This window comes from Mesorhizobium sp. M0437, from assembly GCF_040321335.1.
Lineage (GTDB): Bacteria > Pseudomonadota > Alphaproteobacteria > Rhizobiales > Rhizobiaceae > Mesorhizobium.
The window spans coordinates 1-21,349 of the sequence record NZ_JAMYRK010000084.1 but is presented as its reverse complement, the minus strand read 5'-3'; the positions used below and the strand labels follow the sequence as shown (position 1 = coordinate 21,349).

Sequence of the window (21,349 nt, the reverse complement as noted above, 5' to 3'; positions counted from 1 at the left end):
CCCCCGCCTGGTGCAAAGCGTTTGATCGGTCCCGCCGTTCTGGCAGTGCGGCGGGACACATCGGCAAAGGTTGGAATCACCAGCGTGTGCTGGCCAGTCTCCCCCGACCACCGCCTGAACTCAACTCGGCTGGCGAGCAAGTTGCCGCCAGCCGAGCATCAGTTGAGGAACCTTTGCGCTTGCTTGTGCTTTCAGTGGGCACGCCTGGCTTCTGTTTGCTTTCGGTCAGATAGATATCCGCCTGCTCGCGCATCTTGCCTGAAGGGAGCTGCGGCCGCGCTCAGCGGAGAGGCTAACAGGTGATTTCGATCGACGCGCTGTATTGCCGATAGCGCTAGAGCGATTCGAACCCCTACATCGGACAACGTTGTCGCGGTTGATCGTTGCGGCCGGCTTTATCCTCATCGATCTCACGCGGCAGACATCCGCTGAGCCGGGGGCGGTGCCCTATCAGCGCCGCTTAGAGCATGTCCGACACCACGCATGTCTCCTCTCTCACAGCCGCCGAATTCGTCGCGGTGTGCTAGTCTAGAAGCCGTCGGGCAAGTGGCGTGACGAGCTCGAAAAATAGTTCGCGGCTTCGGACGGTGCGCAGATGCTTTTGTCCGCCGGGTCCTGTTGTTCGACCACGGGATGGTCCGGCGAGGCAAAGTGCCGGGCCCAAGGAGAGCCTGCTCAGCCTCAATCGTATCGGCCAGCGGTTCTTTGAATTCGCGGTAATCCAAATGCATGCAACCACTGCCCTTGTCTTCGCGTTTAGCCGCGTTCAATCGTGGGGAGCGACAAGATGCGGGCCTTCACTCCAATTACAATCTGCCTCAATCGCAACCTGACGGTGGTCGCGTCCATAGCCGACGCAATGAAGGTGCTTCAGCAACCATGGCCTAGAATGGGAAAGCCGGGGCGGCTCAACGCGATCCGAATGGTCGAGGAATCCCTCGCCGGGCATTGCAGCCAGCAAGCTGCGTTCGAGGCCTTCAAGGCGGCCGCGGCTGAACAGGGACTCCTTAGAACAAGAGGGACCAGCGCAGGTCTGGGGAAAGTTGCGCGCATGGTTGAAGACCTGATGTGAGTCATGCCGGCCTCGCTAACATTAAACCTCTTGAGCACCGTTTTAAGATACTCTCCGGCGATCTTGCCGCCGTTGAGGTTGTTGGTCGAGACCAATGCCGTCTGGCCTTTCCAGTTGGGAATGCTGTTGTCGACGAGAACCACCTTGATGCCGGCGGCCACCGCCTTGTCGAGCGCCGGCGCGACCGTCGGGTCGACCGGAGTGATTGCCAGCCCGTTGACGCCCTGCGTGATCATGGATTCGATCAGAGCGATCTGGCCTTCGATGTCGGTAGCCGCCTGGCCCTGGCCGGTGACCAGTTCGATCTCCGGATGAGCGGCCGCGTATTTCTTGGCGGCGTCCTCCATGGTCGAGTAGAACGGCACCGGGAATTTCGTAATCAGGCCAACCTTGATCTTGTCTGCGGCCGAAGCCGGCACGGAAAACGCAACAGCGATCACCAGCCCTGCGAACAGTTTTCGGTTCATTGGCATTGTATTCCTCCCTTGGATTGAGACGCCTCCCGGCGGGAGACGCTTCAGGCATTTGCGGACCTGAAAGGTCCCCAAATTTCGAACGGGTCAGGCTCCAACGATCATGGAAACCAGTCCTGTTTGTTGCCTTTGGTCGGCACCAGTTCGCCGACCCTGCGGCCCTGGCGAAGCACCACCGCGCGATCGGCGAGCTCGACGACGTGTTCCATGTTGTGAGTGATCAGGATGACGGCATTGCCCTGGTCGCGGAGCGCAGCGACAAGATTGAGCACCTGGCGTGATTCACGCAGGCCGAGTGCGGCGGTCGGCTCATCCAGAATGACAACCTTGCGGGCGAACACGGTCGAGCGGGCCACGGCGATCGCTTGCCTTTGACCGCCAGACATCATGGCGACGACGGCATCCAGCCGCGGCAGCGTAACTTTCAGGTTTGCCAGCAGAGCGCGGGTCTCGGCGTCCATCCGGCGCTGCTGCAGAAACCGCAGGCCGCGCGGAAGCCATTGCGGGCCAGCCAGCTCGCGACCAGCAAAGAAGTTCTGTCCCGGCGTCAGATTGTCGAACAGCGCCAGATCCTGATAGACGGTCTCGATGCCGGCGAAGCGCGCATCCGCAGGGGAGCGTATCTGCGTTGGCGCACCGTCCAAAAGGATCGCGCCGGCATCGAGTTGGTGCACCCCGCTGATGCATTTGGTCAGCGTCGATTTACCCGCGCCATTGTCGCCGAGCAGGCCGACGATCTCGCCTCGCCGCACCTCGATGCTGACATCGTCGAGGGCCAGAACCGAACCGAAACGCTTGGTAGCACCGCGTACCGCCAGCACGGGATTGTCCGCCGTGACCGCGTGATCGACTTTGGCCGTAACGGCGCTCATGACTGTCTCCCGGCTTGCAGCACACGCACACGCCCTTCGAGGTAATTGCGCAGCACGTCGGACTCGACCGCGATCACGATGACCACGCCGATGACGATGAGCTGGAAAAAGACATTGACGTTGAGCAGGTTGAGCGCGTTGCGGATAACGCCGATCAAGATGGCGCCGATCAAGGCATGGCCGAGGTGGCCGCGGCCGCCAAGAAAGCTGGGGCCGCCAATGATCACCGCCGCGATCGTGTCCAGTTCCAGCAGATTGCCGAACAGCGGCGAACCGGCGTCGGTGCGGCCGGCAAGGATGACGGCACCGATGCCGGCGCACAGCCCTGAGATGACATAGACCGAAACCAGCACCGAGGACACGGGAATGCCCATGCGCAGCGCGGCGTCGGGCCGGCCGCCGACGGCATAAATCCAGCGCCCCCAGACCATGGTTTTAGCCATGACGGAAAGAACCGCGGCAACGCCCGCAACGACGAAAACCGATCCAGGCAGGCCCCAGACCGCCTCGCGGCCAAGCGCATCGATCGAATCCGGCATGCCAGGAATGGCGCGGCCATCGGCCAGTTGCAGGGCCAGCCCCTTGGCGGTGCTCAATGTCGCCAGCGTGATGATGAAAGGATGCGGCAGCCGGCCGAAGACGTAGAAGAGCCCGTTGATGGCGCCGACCGCGGCACCGCAGCCAACCATCACGGCGATCACGATGATGGCGGGAGCACCGGCATGAAAGCTCAGCGCGCCGAAGACGGAGGCCAGTGCAAGGTTCGAGCCGACGGAGAGATCGATGCCGCGTGTCAGGATGACCAGATGCTGGCCCATCGCAACAACCGAGATGACGGCCGTCTGGGCAAGGATGTTGCTGAGATTGCGTCCCGTCAGGAAATAGGGCGACAGAAAGCTGAGAACGGCGATCAGCAGCACCAGGATGACCACCGGACCAGCGCTCAGCAGCATCAGGCCGAGCGCAAGGCCGGGAACGGCTTCTGACTTCCTGGATGCCGGCAACGCGGCCTCGCCGACAGTCGTGCCGGTGTTTCCCGTTTCAGGCAAATTTCCCCTCCCCGCCGCGGCTTGTCGAGCCGTGTCGTCAAAAATTCAATTCGTGTTCTTATCGATAAAAAACAACCGGCCGGGCCGGGTCAAGTTGTTTTTTATGGATAAAGTTCATGCTAAAAGGACAAGTTATAGTTCCCAAGGAAAATCCGATGAGAACCGACACCGTCTACAAGAAGGCCTTCAATCGAGCTGCGAATATGCTGCGCGACGGGCAACTGGCCGGTGAACTTCCTTCCGAAAAATGAGCTTAGACGGCGAATGTGCGTCAGCCGCACAACCGTCAGAAAGGTTTTGCGGGAACTGGTTCACCGCGAACTTATCACCGAACGCCACAGCCTCAGGTCGACGGGCCGCCCGGTCAGCGACAACGATTACTATCCGGACGCCGAAACCACACCTCGCGCCAAGCATGTCGAACAGCAGTTCATGGAGTGGATGCTGCGGGGCGACACCAGGCCTGGAACCAGCATCAATGAGCTCGAGCTTGCGCGCCAATTCGGCGTTGCGACCAACGGAATTCGCGAATTCCTGATCCGCTTCAGCCGGTTTGGACTGATCGATAAACGGCCGAATACAGGCTGGGTTTTCAAGGGTTTCACCGAAGACTTTGCACTTGAGCTCTTCGAGATCCGGGTGATGTTCGAACTGCGTTCGGCGCAACTATTTTCACTACAGCCGCACAGTTCTCCCCTATGGTCGAAACTCGCTGCGCTCAAGATGGCGCATGCCGACCTGCTGGAGCGAATTGAAGGCCGTTTTCATGACTTCTCCGGCCTGGACAACCGGTTTCACCGGCTCATAAAGGAGGCATCACCGAACCGCTTCATCGATGATTTCTACGACATCATCACGTTCATTTTTCACTACCACTATCAGTGGAACAAGCAGGACGAAAAGCAGCGCAACCAGGCGGCAATCCTCGAGCATCTCGCCTATATCGATGCGCTCGAAAGCCGCGAATCTGACCGGATTGAGCGGGCCTGCCGAGCGCACCTGGCGTCGGCAAGAGCAACGTTGACGCGTTCGCTTATCGGACTTGTTGAATGATGTAGTCGACCCGCCCTTCAAGGGAACCGACGCATCCTCTGGAACGCGTCGGAAGCAAACGCTTACGCGTGACGGATTTCCGTTCCCAGCACCTTCAAACATTCGCGGATGAACGCTGCAAGGGCCGTCCAGCCCTTTGCCGAAACCATCGTGCCATCCACATATGCCTCCGTTGGAGACAGGTCGATATAGGTGCCGCCCGCAAGCGTCACTTCGGGCTCGCAAGCCGCCAGTGCGCCGACCTTCTTGCCGCGCACGACGCCGTCCACCGCAATCAGGATCTGCACGCCGTGGCAGATCGTGAAGATCGGCTTCTTGGTTTCGTGGAAGTGGCGCACCATCGCCTGCACGCGCTTGTCGGTGCGGATGTATTCGGGGCCACGGCCGCCGGCGCAGTACACGGCGTGGTATTGCTCCAACTGCTTCTCAGCGTCGGAAAAGGTCTTGTTGATCAGCGCATAGTGGCCGAGCTTTTCGGTGTAGGTCTGATCGCCCTCGAAATCGTGCAGCGATGTTTTGATCAGGTCTCCGGCGCTTTTGTCTGGGCACACGACGTGAACGGTATGGCCCACCGCTTCCATCGCCTGCTGGTAGACGAAGATTTCGTATTCCTCGGTGAATTCACCGGTCAGCATCAGGATCTTTTTGCCTGGCATGGTACTTCCTTTCCTGTGACAACGGCCGGGCGAGACCTGTACTCGCCTGGTAGGTTTGAGTTTCTAGAAGGGTGAATCGGGGAAGTAGTCTTCGTTGGCACTGGCCTGCGTGATGCCCGTCAACGGCGGGTACGGGGACATCGGGACAGTCTCAGTCGAACGCCAGCAACAAACGGTCGCGGGAATGCTCGATATGGCGACGCATCGCCTGCTCGGCAGCGGCAGGATCGGCCGCAGCGAAAGCGGCCAGGATGGCCTTATGCTCGTCAAGCGCCTCCTCGGTGACGCGCGAATGGAACATCAGGCGGAATATGTGGAAGTGGGTGTGCTGGTGCGCCAATGTCTCGCGCACGAGTTCGTTGTTGGCGAATTCCATGACCTTGTCATGGAAAATGGCATCCTGGCGGGCGAAGTTGGAATACCGCAGGCGCTCGTCCTTGCCCTCACGGCGCGCCATGACGCCGGCCGACGTCTGAAGCTGCGCGAGCTTTACCTCGTCCATGAGCGCGGCTGCCTTGGCTGCGCCATGAGGTTCGAGCAGCAGGCGAAGCTCATAAAGTTCGTCAAACCGCCGTTTCGTGATCTGCGGCGCAGCGCGGTAACCGATCAGATGCGTCTTCAGCACCAGGCCTTCGCCTTCGAGCCGGCCGAGCGCCTCGCGGATCGGCGTGTGGGATACGTTGAACTCCTTGACCAGACTGTCGACCGTGATCCGGGAACCCGGCGCAATCTTCAGCGACATGAGTTGCGCAAAAATCGCTTCGTAGACGTCCTCAACCAGGCTGCTGGAGCGCTGGATACGCCCGCCGCCGAGGTTCGTATCGTCCGCATTGAGTAAGTTCATGGCCTGCATGTTTTGCCTCTTGACACATTGAGTTGCTAACACGATGCTCCGGTAAATGCAATCCTATATCCTATACGATTTTATAGAGGATATCATTTGCTGCAGCTACGAGACAAAGCAATCGAATTTGCAGTGGCCTTGCTGGAACAGCGTGCCGCCCTGGCAGCCCGTGCTTCCTCACCTGCTGAACGGACCGCCAGCGTTGCGGACGATGGTTCGGCACGTCGATACGCAACCGCGTTGCGAGACGGGTTTTACATCGAACCCGGCCTTGGGGCCGAGTTGAACGCCATCTCGCATTCCAATCCAGACATCATCACAGGATGCAGGTCATGAGCCTTTTCGCTGCCCTAAGGCTGCCGCGCGAAATCCTCTTCGGGAAGGGCCAACGCCACGTCATCCCGGTTGTCGCGGCCAGGCTCGGGCGTCGCGCGCTCGTCTGCACCGATGAACGTTTTGCCGCAACGGGCCCGTTCGCAGAGATTGTCGCGGGGCTGCGAGCCACCTCGATAGACGTACTGGTGCATGATCGTGTGCTACCCGACGTTCCTCGGGACACCGTTGCCGTCTGCGTCGAGGAAGCACGGAAGTTCGCGCCCGACGTGGTGATCGGCATTGGCGGCGGCAGCTGTCTCGACATGGCGAAATGCGCAGCGTTGCTCATCAGTCACGGCGGTCAGATCCAGGATTACTACGGCGAGTTCAAGGTGCCCGGCCCGACGCTGCCGCTGATTGCGGTGCCGACGACAGCCGGCACCGGCTCTGAAGTGACCCCGGTTGCCGTGATCTCGGATCCGGATCGCACGCTGAAGGTCGGCATCTCCAGCCCGTATCTGATCGCGGCCGCGGCCATCTGCGATCCTGAACTGACGATGACATGCCCGCCGGGATTGACGGCGATCGCAGGCGCCGACGCGCTGACGCACGCAATCGAGGCGTTCACGGCCGCCAGGCGGGCGACCGATCCCGGCCTTCCGCAGAAACATGTCTTTATCGGCAAAACCGCCTTGACCGATCATTTCGCCCTGCTGGCGATCAAGCTGCTTGGCCGAAGCCTTGAAACGGCATGCCGCCGGCCCTCTGACGAGGACGCCCGGGCCGACGTCATGATGGGTGCACTGGCAGCCGGCTGCGCGTTCGGAACGGCCGGCACAGCGGCAGCGCATGCCGTGCAATATCCGGTTGGCGCGATAACCCACACCGCTCACGGATTGGGCGTCGCCACCATGTTGCCGTACGTCATGAAGTACAACAAAACAGCCGCAGCGACCGAGATGGCCGAGATCGCCAACGCGCTCTGCCTCGATGGTAAAGGCCGGACGCCCGACGAGTTGGCCGACGCGACCATTGCCGAAGTCAGCCGGCTGTTTGGGGCAATCGGGATCACCTCCTCGTTAGCCGAGCTGGGGCTGCCCGCCGATAAGCTCGATTGGACGGCGGAACAGGCGATCGGTATCGAGCGCCTCATCAAGAACAACCCGCGTCCATTCGATTTGCGGACCATGCGACACCTGGTCCGGGCGGCCTTTGATGGCGACCTCGCCAGCATCATGTAACAATCGGGAATATCGAGATGAACACGTTTTCACAGGTTCTGGCTGACGATCAGGGCATCAGCGACTTCCACACAATCTCGCACGGGCTGTATATTGGCGGCCAATGGCGGCAGTCCGCGGATGGCAGGGTGATTCCGGTCGTCGATCCTTCGACCGAGGCTGTCATCGCCGCTGTGCCGGATGCGACCGTGGGCGACGCCGCCACTGCCGTTGAAGCCGCTGCCAAGGCAGCCGACGACTGGCGAACAATGCCGCCGCGAAAGCGTTCCGAGATCCTCCGACGCTGCTTCGAACTGATGACGGACCGATCGGAGGCACTGGCTACTCTCATCGCATTGGAAAACGGCAAGGCCCTGCGGGATGCCCGCGGCGAGATCGCTTATGCCGCGGAATTTTTCCGTTGGAATGCCGAGGAGGCCGTTCGCATTACCGGTGAATTCGGTACTGCGCCTTCCGGCACCAATCGGATTGTGGTCGACTACGAACCCGTCGGCATCTGCATCCTGATCACGCCCTGGAATTTTCCTGCCGCGATGGCGACGCGCAAGATCGCGCCGGCACTTGCCGCTGGATGCACGGTGATCCTGAAGCCGGCCAGTGAGACACCCCTCACCGCCTATGCGCTCGCCGCGCTCTACCAGGACGCGGGCGTTCCACCAGGGGTGGTCAACGTCCTGACAACCTCCAGTCCCGGGCCTTTGACAGCCGCCATGCTGGCCGATCCGCGGGTGCGCAAACTCTCCTTCACCGGTTCGACAGGTGTGGGTCGCGCTCTGCTGGCAGAGGCTGCCAGGCATGTGGTTTCGTGTTCGATGGAACTCGGCGGCAACGCACCGTTCATTGTGTTCGACGACGCCGATCTCGAAGCGGCGCTCGATGGTGCAATGGTGGCCAAGATGCGCAACGCCGGCGAGGCCTGCACGGCCGCAAACCGCCTCTATGTGCAATCCGGCGTCTACGAAGCCTTCTGCGATGGCCTCGAGAAGCGGATGTCGTCGCTCAAGGTCGGCGCTGGCACTGATCCGGACACGGAATGCGGGCCAATGATCACGAAAAAGGCGGTCGAGAAGATAGACCGCCTTGTCGTCGACGCGGTCACACGCGGCGCGCGGGTCATGTGCGGCGGCTCAGTCCTGTCCGGGCGCGGTTTCTTCTACCCTCCGACGGTGCTTCGCGACGTGCCGGGCGACGCAAAGATGGCGCATGAGGAGATATTCGGGCCGGTGGCGCCAATCTCGAGCTTCGAAACGGAGGCCGAGGTCATCGCACGCGCCAATGACACCGAATATGGGCTTGCTGCCTACATTTACACGCGCGATCTGGCGCGCGGCATGCGGGTGGCTTCCCGCATCGAGGCCGGGATGATTGCTCTCAACCGCGGGCTGATGTCTGATCCGGCAGCTCCCTTCGGCGGCGTCAAGCAAAGTGGGCTCGGCCGCGAGGGAGGGCAGCATCACGGCATTGCCGAGTTCATGGAGGCGAAATACCTCGCCGTCAGCATGTGAGCTGAAGAAGAATGCAAGGCGATCCCTTTCGCATCCGCGACCACGTTGCTGATTTTGACCAAATCGTGCAGGACATTGTTGACCGCAGCGAGGTCGCCCGCGCCGCCATTCCGATGGCAGCAGACGTGGCCTACGGACCGGATCCGACCGAGACCATGGACCTGTTCTTTCCTGCGGGCAAAAGAACGGCGCTACCGGTGCACATCTTTGTCCATGGCGGCTACTGGAGAATGTTCTCCAAGCGCGACTACTCATACATCGCGACGACGATTACCCAGGCCGGGGCCATCGCCGTCATCCTCGATTATGCTCTGATGCCCAAGGTCCGAATGGCGAGGATCGTCGACCAGGTGCGCCGCGCCAAGCAGTGGGTCCTGGCCAACATCGCCGATCATGGCGGAAGCCCGGCGGCCCTGACTGTCAGTGGTCATTCGGCAGGAGCCCATCTTGCAACGTTTCTGTTCGAGGGCGAGCATACCCCCTCGAATGTGAAGGCAGCCCTTCTCCTGAGCGGACTCTATGATTTGAAGCCGCTCCAGGATTCCTTTCTCGCCAACGAGATTGGAATAACCGACGAGGAAGTCGCCATGTTCACACCTCTCGCCTGTCGGCATGATGCTCAAACCAAGGCGGCGGTTCTGGTCGGAGCCAACGAGACGCCACCCTTCCATCAGCAAGCCGATCGATTCAAAGCAAGCTTGCTGCGGCAGGGATCGTTGGTAACGTCGCATGTGCTCCCGAACCGCAACCACATGGACAGTGTCAGAGATCTTGGCGTGCCGGGGACCGAGGCTGGCGATTGCCTGGCAAAACTGATCGCCAAGGCCTGCTGACTAACTCGGGTTCTCCAGGCGATTTGTTTTGCGCCACTCCTCGTACTCTCCGCGGGCATCGTCATGCAGCGGATAGTAGCGTTGCAACGGCCCGCCCTCCATGAGCTTCGCTCGCGAAAACTCCTCCCAATCATGATGCTTCTGTGCTTCTTCGATCACCTTCGGGGCCATCACGACGGGAAGCACCACCACCCCGTCGTCGTCGGCGACGATGATGTCGCCCGGGATCACCGTGACAGCGCCGCAGGCAATCGGAACGTTGACGGCATTGGGATAGATGCTGGTCTGCACATGATAGTTTGGCGTCCAGCCGCGCAGCCATAGGGGCAGGTCGAGCTTTTCGACATTGGGCCGGTCGCGCATGCACCCATCGATGACGATACCGGCCCCGCCCCTGCCCTTGAAATACGTCGACATCATATCGCCGAAGACGCCCGAGCTCATGTCGCCGCGCGCGTCGACCACGACCACATCGCCCTCCTGCGCGTGATAGAGCACGTGCCGGTGCAGCTGTGTCTCCGGATCGGCATATTCTCCTTCGGTGAAGAGGTCCGGCCGCTGCGGCAGGAACTGCAGCGTCAGCGCCGGCCCGACGATCGACTTCCCGTGGTTTTGCGCCACCGGACCAACCATGTGCGGATTGCGGAAACCCATATGGCCAAGCGTGCCGGCAACCGTCGCGGCGCCGATCTGCCTTAGCGCGTCGATCAGGTCTTTAGGCGGCCGCATGATGTCGGAAGTATGTGTCATTGTGGACTCCGATTGAATGGAACTACCAGTTCGTAACAGAACCGTCGCGGCGCTTAAGGTGAGGCGCTTCCCAGAAACGCAAACTCTGCGTCTGGACCGCAACTTCGTTGACCTCGACGCCGAGCCCCGGCAGATCGCCGACCGGGTAATCGGTCCCGTCGAGCCGTGGTTGCACGGGGAAGAAGTCGGAATTGTTGAAGCCCAGCTTTGTTTCGGGTGCCCTGGTCTCGAGCCACGCGAAGTTGGGTACCGCGGCAGCGAGATGCACGGTCGCGGCCGTGCACACTGGACCAAGCGGATTGTGCGGCATCAGGTCCACATAATGCGCCTCGCTCCAGCCAGCGATTTTCATCGCCTCGGTGAGCCCGCCGACATTGCAAACATCGAGCCGGTTGAACTGATGGATGCCGCGCTCGATGTAGGGCAGGAACTGCCACTTGCTGGCAAATTCCTCGCCTATGGCAAAGGGGATTTCGGTCATCGTGCGCAGCGATTCATAGGCCTCCGGCGTTTCGGCCCGTATCGGCTCCTCGAGGAAATCAAGCACGCCGCGACCGAGCTTGTTGCAGAAGCTCGCGGCCTCTGCCACCGACAGCCGATGATGATAGTCGAGGCCGAGGACCACGTCGCTGCCCAGCGCCTCGCGCGCCTTGTTCAGCATACTTGCGGTAGCGCCGATGGACTCGCGCGGCTCGAAGATGTCCTTGCTGTTTTGCCCGAAGGGGAAGAAGCGGATCGCCTGCCACCCCTGCGCGCGAAGCTCGCGGGCCCGTTCGATGGCAACGTCGCCCTCGGCCTCGTCGCCGGTCGAGGCAAAGGTGGGAATGCGGTCGCGCTGCTTGCCGCCCAGCAGCTCGTAGACCGGCACGCCCAGCGCCTTGCCCTTGATGTCGTGAAGGGCGATGTCGATGGCGGAAATCGCCGCCTGAAGGACTCGCCCGCCTTCGAAGTACTGGCTGCGGTAAACCTCCTGCCAGATCCGCCCGATCTGCATCGGGTCGCGGCCGATGAGAAACTCGCGATAGTGCTCGACCGCGCCGGCCACGGCCCTCTCGCGACCGCTCAAGCCGCTCTCGCCCCAGCCGAAGATGCCCTGGTCGGTCTCGACCTTGACGAGCATCTGGTTGCGCGTTCCTACCCACACCGGATAGGGCTTGATCGCGGTGATCTTAAGCTTCTCAGTCATCCACGCCCACGTTTCACGCGCATTCGCTCTATCTCAGTTGGCCTTGAGGGCCATTTCAGTTTCGCCATCGAACAGATGCATCCGCTCCTGGTCGAACTCGAGCCAGATCTGCTCGTCGGGCGCGACGGCAATGTTCGGCGGCACGCTGACGTTGACGATGGCGCCGGACAGGAACGCCTGGACGAAGGTGACGTCGCCGGTCGGTTCCACCGTGTAGGCCTTGGCCGGAATGGAACCAGGGACCGCACTCTTGTGGAGCTTGATCGTCGAGTGACGTGCGCCGAGCACGACTTTCCTGGTCGTCGCTTTCGCCACCTTCTGGGCATTGCGCGGTGAGAGCTCAAGGCGCCAGCCCTCGGCGCCGGTCAACACCGTGTTGCCGTTTGCCATCGAGGCCTCTAACGGAATAAGGCTCATCGCCGGGCTGCCGATGAAGCTGGCCACGAACATGTTCACCGGATGGGCGAAGACCTGCGCCGGTGAATCGTATTGCTGCATGTAGCCGCCATTCATCACCGCCATCTTGTCAGCCATGGTCACGGCTTCGAGCTGGTCGTGCGTCACATAGATGATCGTCGCCTTGAGGTCCTGGTGGAAACGCTTGATCTCCGACCGCATCTGCACGCGCAGTTTGGCATCGAGGTTAGACAGTGGCTCGTCCATGAGGAACACGGCGGGGTCGCGAACGAGGGCACGGCCAAGGGCCACACGCTGCTGCTGCCCGCCCGAAAGTTCGCGCGGCTTGCGCTCGAGCAGGTGCGTCATGTCGAGCACTCGCGCCGCTTCCTTGACCTTCTTGTCGATCTCGTCCCTGGGGAGTTTGCGCATCTGAAGCGGGAACGCCAGGTTCTTGTAGACCGATTTCTGCGGGTAGAGCGCGTAGTTCTGGAACACCATTGCGATGTCCCGGTCCTTGGGGTCGAGGTCGTTGACCACCCGCTCGCCGATGATGATGTCGCCCGCTGTGATCGGGGTCAGCCCCGCGACAAGATTGAGCGTGGTTGTCTTGCCGCAGCCTGAAGGCCCGACGAGCGCAACGAACTCGCCGTCATTGACCGTCAGCGAGACGTGGTTGACAGCTTTGAAGCTGCCATAGCTCTTGACGAGATCTTGGAGGACCACGTGGGCCATCGGCAACTCCCTAGTGCTTGACCGCGCCTTCTGTAAGGGCGCGTACGAAGTATCGTTGCAGGACCAGGAACAGCACCACGACGGGCACGCTCATCATGAAGCTGGCCGCCATCAGGCCCGGAAAATCCGTCGTATTTTCCGAGAAGAAGCGTTGGATGCCGACCGGCAGGGTCAACTGCTCGTTCTTGGAGAGGAAGGTGTAGGCGTAGATGTACTCGTTCCACGCGCCGATGAAGGAATAGATTGCGGTGGCGATGATCCCCGGCGTCGAGAGCGGCATCACGATCATGATGAAGGCCTGGAACCGTGTTGCGCCATCGATGCGCGCCGCCTGCTCAAGCTGCACCGGGATATTGTCGTAAAAGCCCTTGAGCAGCCAGATCGCCAGCGGCAGGCCAAAGGTGAGATAGGTGAGTATCAGCGAGCCATGCGTGTTTATCAGACCGATGGCGCGCATCAGGATGAAGAGTGGCACGAGAAAGATCACCGCCGGGAACATGTTGCGCAGCAGCACGGCAAAGAACAGGAAATTCCGGCCGGGGAAACTGAAGCGCGAAAACGCGTAGGCCGCTGGGACAGCCACGATCACCGAAAGGATTGTCGTGACGGTCGACACGAAAAGGCTGTTCCAGAAGAAGCGGAGGAAGTCCTGGCCGACGCTGTTCTGCGGATCGAGCAGTTTCTGGTAGCTGGCGAGGGTAGGTTCGTCCGGCCACCATTGCGGCGGGAATTGTGTCGCCGCGAATCCGGACTTGATCGAGGTGATCAGCATCCAGATCATCGGCAACGCGGTATAAAGCAGCATGAACACGAGGAATATGCGGCCGGCCCACCGCCATCCGTCGACGCGCATGCGGCGACGGGTCTGGGCTCGAGGTGCTGTCTCGGCAATCGTGCTCATCAGGCGCTCCCCTCTTTCCGCTCGTTGCCGCTTAACGCACGGACGTAGAAGTAGCCCAGCGTCATCAGCGTGAGGAACAGGAGCACCGAATAGGCCGATGCCACGCCCCAGCGCTGCCGTCCGAAGGCGAGCTCATAAATGTGGGTTATCCAGATATGCGATGCGTTCGACGGCCCGCCGCCGGTCATGATCCAGGGGATGATGAAGGAATTGAAGTTGGCCACCGCGAGCAGCAGCATCGTCACCACCGAGACGTTGCGCAAGTGCGGGAAGGTGACGTGCCAAAAGCGCTGCCATGCATTGGCACCGTCGACTTTTGCGGCACGGAGCAATTGATCGGGGACTGTCTGCAGGCCGGCCATCATCATGATCATGGCAAAGGGAAACTCGCGCCAGATATTGACGACGATCAGGGAGGGCAGCACCGTGCTGACATTGTCGATGAAATTCGGCGGATGGGCGGCCAATCCGAGGCCGACCAGCACCGCGCCGATGATCCCGAAGTCCGAATGGTAGATCCACTTCCAGATGTAGGAGGCGGCGACGGCGCTGATGACCCAAGGGATGATCAGGACGGCGCGCAGGACACCACGGCCGATGAAGTCGCGGTGGAGCGCCAGCGCTGTGGCAAACCCCAGGACAAAGGAGATGAAAGTTGACCCCAGAGTCCAGATCAGCGTGTTCCAGGTGACTTTCCAGAACACCTGACTGGTGAGGATGGTCGCGTAGTTGTCGAAGCCGATGAAGGTCTTGTCGCGGAGTTGCAGGCCAGGCGGTGTCTTAAAGAACGACAGCTCGACCGTGTAGTAGATCGGATAGGCGATGACGATGAGCATCACGGCGATCGCTGGGAGCACGTACGCGTAGTCCGCACGATGCTCCCAGACCTTCCGCAGCGCGCCGGACCAACCGGGTTGCAATCTTCGGCGAGCCTCGGCCTTGCCGGTCACGATCGTCACTTGTGGCGTGCCCTTTTTCTTCGGAACGCTGCGGCTGCGCCAACGGCGCCGCCGGTCCAGGTCGTAGGTGTGGCTTGGACTAGAGTCCGCCCATCAGGTCTCTTACCTTCTTGGCCGCGTCGTCCGCTGCCTCGTCGACGGTCATCGCTCCGGTCAGGGCATTCTGCAGCATGTCCGGGATGATGATGTTCATGATCTCGGGGGCCTGCGGCAGAGCTGGGAACGGGATGCCGTATGGCAGCATCGAGGTGGTGACGTCGAGGAACTTGATGTTGTCCAGACGTTCCTTCATCCACTTGGTCTTGAAGCCGTTGAGGTTGCCAGGGTTTGATCCGGCGTAGGCCATCTTCAGCGACCATTCAGGGCTCGTCCACATGCAGATGATAGCTTTCGCGGCCGGCTCGTCTACCTTGCCGCCCTCGACATATTCGGGTTTCAGGATGTGAATGTTCGAGCCGCCGAACACGACGGCGCGCTTGCCGTCGGGACCAGTCGGGATCAGGCCGTAGCGCATGTTGTCGATGACCGTCTGCGCCTTGTCCTTGTCGGTGCCCGTCGCCTTTTTCTGCAGGTCGAGCATGACGTTGTAATCGGACGGGTGCGAGATCATCATGCCGAGCTGGCCAGCGACGAACAGGGGCTGATTATCGGCCTGCTGATTGGTGAGTGCCGAAACCGGAACCGACTTGTCGCGAACATACATGTCGTAGGAGGCTTGCAGCGCTGCCTTGCTTTGCGGGCTATCGAGTTGGACCTGCTCATAGGTCGGGTTCGGCGTCGCTTCGTCGAAGACACCTCCGCCATAGGCCCACAGCTGTGGCATGAAGCGGTACGGCGTATTGCCGGCATTCTTGCGAGCCACGAGGCCATATCCGGCAATGCCGAGCTTGTCGTGGATCTGCTTGGAATACCTGACCACGTCGTCCCACGTTGCCGGCGGTTTGTCCGGATCGAGGCCGGCACGCTTGAAGATGTCGGCGTTCCAGATGAACGCCATCGTCTCGTTGTTGGTCGGAATGCCGTAGGTCACGCCCTCCCAGGTCACTGCCTTCATGGCGCCGGGCCAGAAATCCTCGGTCGAATACCCCACGTCCTCTGGCTTGAGCGGCTGCAGATAGCCCTTTGAGGCGAACTCGGTACCACCCAGGATCTGCAGGCGGACCGCCATAGGCGCGGCATTGCCCAGGAGCGCGGTGCGGAACTTGTCGAGAAGGTCGTTATAGGTGAGGGCTTGTTCCTCGAGCTGGATGTTCGGATAGGTTTTGCGGAAGGTCTCGAAGAAATCCTTGTAGTACTGGCGCAGGAGGTCCGGGTCGCCCTCGAACACGCCCTGATACCAGAATGTCAGTCGCCCCTTGTAATCGAGCGGGGTGACCTTGGCGCAATCGGCCGCCGTGTCAAAATCCTGTGTGCCCGCAATCGAGCGCACATACTCCGGCGACCACTTGCTCAGGTCGACCGGCGGTGCACCCAGCGCCGATGTAGACGTCAGGGATGCCATCAAAGCAGTGGCGACAGTGCCGCGCAGGACGGCGCTGCCGAGCGCAATTCTCGTCATAGGTATCCTCCCTGGTTCTCCCATGCCGCCCTAAAGCGGTCCTTGCTCGTTTCGATCGCGAGGATGCTTCTGCCAGCTCAGTGTATCCTCTCGATCGCTTGGTACGTTTTCAGATCGTGAATTGCCTGTCAACGCGCAGAATCGTACATTGTTTGCGAAAGCCGTGTGTGATATCGGGCAAGGTATGTATTAAATTGGGGAGCCCGGCCTTGGCCGAAATAAGCGATTTCAAAGCGATGCCACCGGTGGGGACCGATCCCATCGGGGCCTCCAGCGAGGGCGCCTCGCTTTATGAATTGATCAGGGAAGATATCATCGAGGGACGGCTCGCTGCCAACGAACGGCTTGTCGTCACCGATCTCGCCCGGCGTCACGGCACTTCGACCAATCCTGTGCGCGAGGCCCTGCAGTTGTTGCGCGGCGAAGGGTTTGTCACCTTTATCGCCAACCGCGGGGCGCGCGTGCGACCCATTGATCAAGATTTTGTCCGGGATATCTACGAGATCGGTGTTCTGATCGAGCCAGCCCTGACACGATGGTTTGTGAATATGGCTACCGGCGAGGACATCGCCGAACTCGAACGTCTCCAAGGCCTGATCGAAGAGAACAACTTCGCCGACACATTCAGGCACAGTGAGCTGGATACCGCTTTCCACACCGTGATGTACCAGCGGCACTACAACCGCCACGCCGCCGAGCTTTGGTGGAAGCACCGCGAAGTGCTGCGAGCCGTGAGCCGTCGTTTCAATTTCACGCTGGCGCGACGTGCCGCGATCATGCGCGAGCACCGCGAACTCATCGCGCTTGTGAAGGCGGGAGAGGCCGACAAGGCGGCCGAACTCGTTTCCCGCCATGTCGAGGGTTCGGGCCGGCATATTCTCGAACAGATGCGAGCGCGCAACGCCGCTCGGGCCGGATAGAATGTCCAGTCCAGAACATCGTTAGCTGACCATTTCCAGGCAAAGGTAGTTAAGATGAAAATCACGAGCATTCGGCCGTGGCTGATCAAGTCCGATGCTTCCTACTGGGGAGAGTTCCTGTTCGTCGAAGTGACGACCGACGAGGGAGTGAGTGGATGGGGAGAGATCACCACCACGACAAGGCTCGCCAACCGCGCTCTGTGCACGATCCTGCGGCAGATCGGCGTCGCCGTGACAGGCGAGGATCCCGCGCGTATCGAGCATCTCTGGCACAAGATCTTCCGCAGCTTCACCTACATGGGAAGCCGCGGCGCCGCCGTCGAATGCGTGAGCGCCATCGATATTGCCCTCTGGGACATCCGGGGCAAAGTCCTCGGCAAGCCGATTTACGAGCTGCTTGGCGGGCCGGTACGCGATGAAATCGCGCTCTACACCCATCCCAACCAGGCCAAATTCACCAGCAAGGAGGCTGTGGTCCGCGAAATTCTTGACATTGTCGAGTCCGGACACACTGCGCTCAAGTTCGATCCCTACCCCCACCAGGGCCGCAGCGCCGATGGCCTGCCCCGCGAACAGCGAGACGGCTACCTCGATGGCGGCATGACCCGCAAGGACGAGCGCGAGGCCGCCGAACTCACGGCTCTGATCCGCGAAACGGCAGGACCCGATGTCGACATTCTCATCGATGCGCACGGCCGCTTCGATGTCCCCACCGCCATTCGCCTCTGTCGGAGCCTCGAGGAGTCCGGCCAGATCGACTGGTTTGAGGAGCCCTGCCCGCCCGAGAGCCTTAACGCCCTCAAGCAGATACGTGAGAAGGTCAATACCGCCATCTCGTGGGGCGAGCGCGGCCACACGAAGTGGGATTTCGTGCCGGTACTCGAGAACAGGCTCGCCGACTACATCATGCCCGACGTTACCTGGACCGGCGGCATTACCGAACTCAAGAAGATTTCTGCACTGTGCGAAGCCTACTACGTGCCGGTCTCGCCACATGACGCCGCGGGACCGATCAACGTGGTTGCGGGAGCGCAGGTGATGATGACCGTTCCCAATTTCTACAAACTCGAAACATCGGAGTGGAACCTGGGCAAATACGATCACCTGATCGACAGACCACTCGACATTTCGAACGGCAGCCTCAAGCTGTCGTCGAAGCCTGGTCTCGGTATTGAGATGGACCGCGACTACCTGCAGGCCCACGAGATTGAGCTGGGCTAGCAACACTCTATACCGGCCCCGGGTGCGAGACGACAAGCCGAAAACGAGGATAAGTCATGGCAAAGACAGGTGGCGCCGACGAAGCGCTCAATCGGGTAAACGCGAACTCCAAGCCATCCCAGCTTCGCATCACCGACATGCGGGTAGCCGAAATCGTCGGCGCGCCGTTCACCTCGACCCTGCTCAAGATTTACACCAACCAGGGCATCGTCGGGCTTGGCGAGGTGCGCGACGGCGCCAGTGCCACCTACGCGCTGATGCTGAAGAGCCGGCTGCTTGGCGAGAACCCTTGCGACATCGACCGCCTGTTTCGCCGGATCAAGCAGTTCGGTGGCCACGGCCGGCAAGGCGGCGGCGTCTCGGCGGTCGAGATCGCGTTGTGGGATCTCGCCGGCAAGGCCTATGGCGTTCCCATCTACCAGATGCTCGGCGGCCGGTTTCGGGAGAAGGTGCGCGTCTATTGCGACACCGACGCTACCGTGCCGAGCGGCACCGAGACCGGCAAGCGCCTCAGGCAGCGCATGGCGCTCGGCTTCACCTTCCTCAAGATGGATCTGGGGCTGATGCAGATCGCGGATGTACCCGGTGCGGTCGTCTCCCCTGCCGGTTCACTTGAAGGGTACCGCATCCATCCAGGCCGCGGCCCGGTCAAGACCATGGCGGAGCGGCGCGCCCGCAATGCCGCTTACGATTTGCATAACGTCCCCCATCCGTTTACCGGCCTCCACTTTTCCGACAAGGGCCTCGACCTGCTTGAACAGTATATTGCCGAGGTTCGCGATGTTATCGGCATGGATATTCCGCTCGCCATTGACCATGTCGGCCACATCTCGCTGCAGGACGGTATTCGGCTCGCCAGGCGGATTGAAAAATACGTGCCGGCCTGGCTCGAGGATGTGATCCCATGGCAGTACACCGAGCAGTTCCGGCAACTGCAGGCCGCCACTACGGTGCCGATCTGCACCGGCGAGGACATCTACCTTAAGGAAGGCTTCGAGCCTCTGCTCAAGAGCGGCGGCCTTTCCATTATCCACCCGGACCTGCTCACCAGCGGGGGCATCCTCGAGAGCAAGAAGATCGGCGACATGGCCCAGGACCACGGCATCGCAATGGCCATCCATATGGCCGAAAGTCCAATCGCCGCAATGGCCGCGGCACATGTCGCGACCGCGACCGAAAACTTCATGGCGCTCGAATACCACTCTGCCGATGTCGACTGGTGGGACGATATCGTCACCGGCCTTCCCAAGCCGCTCGTGAAGGACGGCTTTATCACTGTTCCGGACAAACCTGGCCTGGGGATTGACGACGTCGTCGACGAGGTGATCTCGCAGCATCTGCAGCCGGGTGTCACCGGCATCTGGCAGCCCACGGATCATTGGGACGACGAGTATTCCTGGGACCGTATCTGGAGCTGAGGCGAAAAGAACCGAAGATGAAGATCACCGATCTCCGCTGCGCCGTCATCGGCAAACACCCAATAGTCCGCATCGTTACCGACGAGGGCCTCTATGGCCTTGGCGAAGTCGAGTTCACCAAGACCTATCTCAAGCCTTGGGTGCTGCATTTCCGTGAGGCGCTGATCGGCGAGGACCCTACCGATGTCGAGCGGGTGATGCTGAAGATCCGCCAACGCGGCTCTTTCAAGCCCTATGGCGCGGCGGTAAGCGCTATCGAGCATGCGCTGTGGGACATAGCCGGCAAGGCCGCAGGCGTGCCGGCCTACAAACTGCTCGGCGGCAAGGTGCGCGACAAGGTGCGCGTCTATAACGGCTCGATCCGCCAGAAGCGAACGGGGGACCGGCCGGAGGATTACGCCGCTGACGTGAAATGGATGATGGAGCAGCCGCAGAATTTCTTCATGATCAAGCAGGGAATCTCGTTCCATTCCAACATGAAGGACACCATCGAGGGCTTTCACTACGGCGTGACGCAGAAGAAGGCCGGCTATCACGGTGCCATGGACCAGGGCGTGATCAGCGAGCGCGGTTTCAACCATATGCTCGACTGCGTGATGGCGATGAAGGAAGTGCTGGGCGACAAGGTCAGCCTGGCGCTCGACTGCGGCCCGGGCTGGATGCTGCCCGATGCGATCAAGTTCGCTCGCGCGGTCGAGAAGTACAATTTGATGTGGCTCGAGGACATGCTGACCGGCGACTATGTGCCGTGGGTCAATCCGCAGGCCTATCGGGAGTTGACCACCTCCACCTCGACGCCAATCCATACCGGCGAGCAGATATACCTGCGGCACAATTTCAAGGAGCTGATCGAAACGCAGGCGGTGCGCGTCATCGGCCCGGATCCGGCCGATATTGGCGGCATTGCCGAGCTCAAATGGGTCGCCGAGCACGCCTATATGCACTCGATCCTGATGGCACCGCACGGCACCGCGAACGGCCTTCTGGGCCTCGGCGCGCTGATCAATGTCTGCGCCACCCTGCCCGCCAACTACATCGCGTTCGAATGCCCGAGCGCCTCCGACCCCTGGTGGGAGGACCTCGTAATCGGCCTGCCGTCGCAGATCGTGAAGGACAGCATGGTGGACCTGCTGGAAGCGCCGGGGCTGGGCCTCGATATCGACGCCGAAGCAGCCAGGAAGTATCTCCGGGACGAGGATGCAGGCTTCTTCGACTGAACCATCCTTCTTGCGCCACCCTGCACTGCGCGGACTGCTTCACGCAACCTCTCATCCAGAATGACCGTTTCGGGGCCGAGGAACGAACATGAAGTAATCGCGGAAGCGGTGGCCACCTGAGATGTGGCGGCGATGTTCGAACATCTGGCCGGCTGGCTGTCCTCCGATAGGATGA

General features: G+C 60.9%; 18 protein-coding genes and 2 pseudogenes. 9 read left to right on the top strand and 11 right to left on the bottom strand.

Annotated features, from left to right (window positions below):
• Positions 1-787 precede the first annotated feature (787 nt).
• Positions 788-946: pseudogene (locus tag NKI72_RS35540) on the top strand (DUF982 domain-containing protein); the annotation flags it as partial.
• On the opposite strand, the gene NKI72_RS30800 reads toward NKI72_RS35540, so the two are convergent.
• The 3 genes from NKI72_RS30800 to NKI72_RS30790 form a co-directional block, all read right to left on the bottom strand.
• The gene (locus tag NKI72_RS30800; RefSeq protein ID WP_502909006.1) at positions 871-1,539 is read right to left on the bottom strand and encodes a sugar ABC transporter substrate-binding protein; all 669 of its coding nucleotides are present in this window, start codon (positions 1,537-1,539) and stop codon (positions 871-873) included. The pseudogene NKI72_RS35540 and the gene NKI72_RS30800 overlap by 76 nt on opposite strands.
• A 107-nt stretch (positions 1,540-1,646) precedes the next feature.
• Positions 1,647-2,417 carry an ATP-binding cassette domain-containing protein gene (locus tag NKI72_RS30795; protein ID WP_352851714.1) on the bottom strand — a complete coding sequence of 257 codons (771 nt, stop codon included), beginning with the start codon at positions 2,415-2,417 and terminating at the stop codon, positions 1,647-1,649.
• Positions 2,414-3,466 carry an ABC transporter permease gene (locus tag NKI72_RS30790; protein WP_352851713.1) on the bottom strand — a complete coding sequence of 351 codons (1,053 nt, stop codon included), beginning with the start codon at positions 3,464-3,466 and terminating at the stop codon, positions 2,414-2,416. The genes NKI72_RS30795 and NKI72_RS30790 overlap by 4 nt, the downstream gene beginning before the upstream one ends.
• 155 nt (positions 3,467-3,621) lie before the next feature.
• Here NKI72_RS30790 and NKI72_RS30785 point away from each other — a divergent pair.
• A pseudogene (locus NKI72_RS30785) lies at positions 3,622-4,519 on the top strand (GntR family transcriptional regulator).
• Between the two features lie 62 nt (positions 4,520-4,581).
• Here the strand turns inward: NKI72_RS30785 and NKI72_RS30780 are convergent.
• Together NKI72_RS30780 and NKI72_RS30775 are read right to left on the bottom strand one after the other, a co-directional pair.
• Positions 4,582-5,175, bottom strand: a complete 594-nt coding sequence (locus tag NKI72_RS30780; protein WP_352493019.1) for a DJ-1/PfpI family protein — start codon at positions 5,173-5,175, stop codon at positions 4,582-4,584.
• A 151-nt stretch (positions 5,176-5,326) separates the two neighbouring features.
• Positions 5,327-6,019 (bottom strand): GntR family transcriptional regulator, encoded by a 693-nt coding sequence (locus NKI72_RS30775; protein ID WP_502909007.1) that lies wholly within the window; start codon positions 6,017-6,019, stop codon positions 5,327-5,329.
• Between the two features lie 332 nt (positions 6,020-6,351).
• Between NKI72_RS30775 and NKI72_RS30770 the strand changes: the two genes are divergently transcribed.
• Genes NKI72_RS30770 through NKI72_RS30760 form a run of 3 tightly spaced genes read left to right on the top strand, consistent with a single transcriptional unit; the run spans position 6,352 to position 9,913 of the window.
• A complete protein-coding gene (locus NKI72_RS30770) occupies positions 6,352-7,575 on the top strand; it encodes an iron-containing alcohol dehydrogenase (RefSeq protein ID WP_352851711.1) in 1,224 nt (407 codons plus the stop codon).
• A gap of 17 nt (positions 7,576-7,592) precedes the next feature.
• Entirely contained in the window at positions 7,593-9,080 is a 1,488-nt protein-coding gene (locus tag NKI72_RS30765) for an NAD-dependent succinate-semialdehyde dehydrogenase (RefSeq protein WP_352851710.1), read from the top strand.
• An 11-nt stretch (positions 9,081-9,091) separates the two neighbouring features.
• Positions 9,092-9,913 carry an alpha/beta hydrolase gene (locus NKI72_RS30760; protein ID WP_502909005.1) on the top strand — a complete coding sequence of 274 codons (822 nt, stop codon included), beginning with the start codon at positions 9,092-9,094 and terminating at the stop codon, positions 9,911-9,913.
• Here NKI72_RS30760 and NKI72_RS30755 read toward each other — a convergent pair whose 3' ends face one another.
• The 6 genes from NKI72_RS30755 to NKI72_RS30730 form a co-directional block, all read right to left on the bottom strand.
• Positions 9,914-10,663, bottom strand: coding sequence for a ribonuclease activity regulator RraA (locus tag NKI72_RS30755; RefSeq protein WP_352851708.1), 750 nt, complete (start codon positions 10,661-10,663; stop codon positions 9,914-9,916). It lies immediately after the preceding gene.
• A gap of 22 nt (positions 10,664-10,685) precedes the next feature.
• Complete coding sequence (locus NKI72_RS30750) at positions 10,686-11,849, bottom strand: mandelate racemase/muconate lactonizing enzyme family protein (RefSeq protein ID WP_352851707.1); 1,164 nt, start codon at positions 11,847-11,849, stop codon at positions 10,686-10,688.
• A 33-nt stretch (positions 11,850-11,882) separates the two neighbouring features.
• Positions 11,883-12,980 (bottom strand): ABC transporter ATP-binding protein, encoded by a 1,098-nt coding sequence (locus tag NKI72_RS30745; protein WP_352851706.1) that lies wholly within the window; start codon positions 12,978-12,980, stop codon positions 11,883-11,885.
• Positions 12,981-12,990: 10 nt separating this feature from the next.
• A complete protein-coding gene (locus NKI72_RS30740; RefSeq protein ID WP_023679256.1) occupies positions 12,991-13,881 on the bottom strand; it encodes a carbohydrate ABC transporter permease in 891 nt (296 codons plus the stop codon).
• A complete protein-coding gene (locus NKI72_RS30735) occupies positions 13,881-14,840 on the bottom strand; it encodes a carbohydrate ABC transporter permease (RefSeq protein WP_352773041.1) in 960 nt (319 codons plus the stop codon). Before NKI72_RS30735 ends, NKI72_RS30740 begins: the two co-directional genes overlap by 1 nt.
• 79 nt (positions 14,841-14,919) lie before the next feature.
• Positions 14,920-16,398, bottom strand: coding sequence for an ABC transporter substrate-binding protein (locus NKI72_RS30730; protein ID WP_352851704.1), 1,479 nt, complete (start codon positions 16,396-16,398; stop codon positions 14,920-14,922).
• Positions 16,399-16,607: 209 nt separating this feature from the next.
• On the opposite strand from NKI72_RS30730, the gene NKI72_RS30725 reads away from it, so the two are divergent.
• From NKI72_RS30725 to NKI72_RS30710, 4 genes are read left to right on the top strand one after another with little or no spacing between them, the layout of a single operon-like run.
• Complete coding sequence (locus NKI72_RS30725; protein WP_352503622.1) at positions 16,608-17,318, top strand: GntR family transcriptional regulator; 711 nt, start codon at positions 16,608-16,610, stop codon at positions 17,316-17,318.
• 54 nt (positions 17,319-17,372) lie between these two features.
• The gene (locus NKI72_RS30720; protein WP_352851702.1) at positions 17,373-18,539 is read left to right on the top strand and encodes a mandelate racemase/muconate lactonizing enzyme family protein; all 1,167 of its coding nucleotides are present in this window, start codon (positions 17,373-17,375) and stop codon (positions 18,537-18,539) included.
• 56 nt (positions 18,540-18,595) lie between these two features.
• The gene (locus NKI72_RS30715; RefSeq protein WP_352851701.1) at positions 18,596-19,957 is read left to right on the top strand and encodes a mandelate racemase/muconate lactonizing enzyme family protein; all 1,362 of its coding nucleotides are present in this window, start codon (positions 18,596-18,598) and stop codon (positions 19,955-19,957) included.
• Positions 19,958-19,974: 17 nt separating this feature from the next.
• Positions 19,975-21,174, top strand: a complete 1,200-nt coding sequence (locus tag NKI72_RS30710; RefSeq protein ID WP_352819637.1) for a mandelate racemase/muconate lactonizing enzyme family protein — start codon at positions 19,975-19,977, stop codon at positions 21,172-21,174.
• Positions 21,175-21,349: the final 175 nt, after the last annotated feature.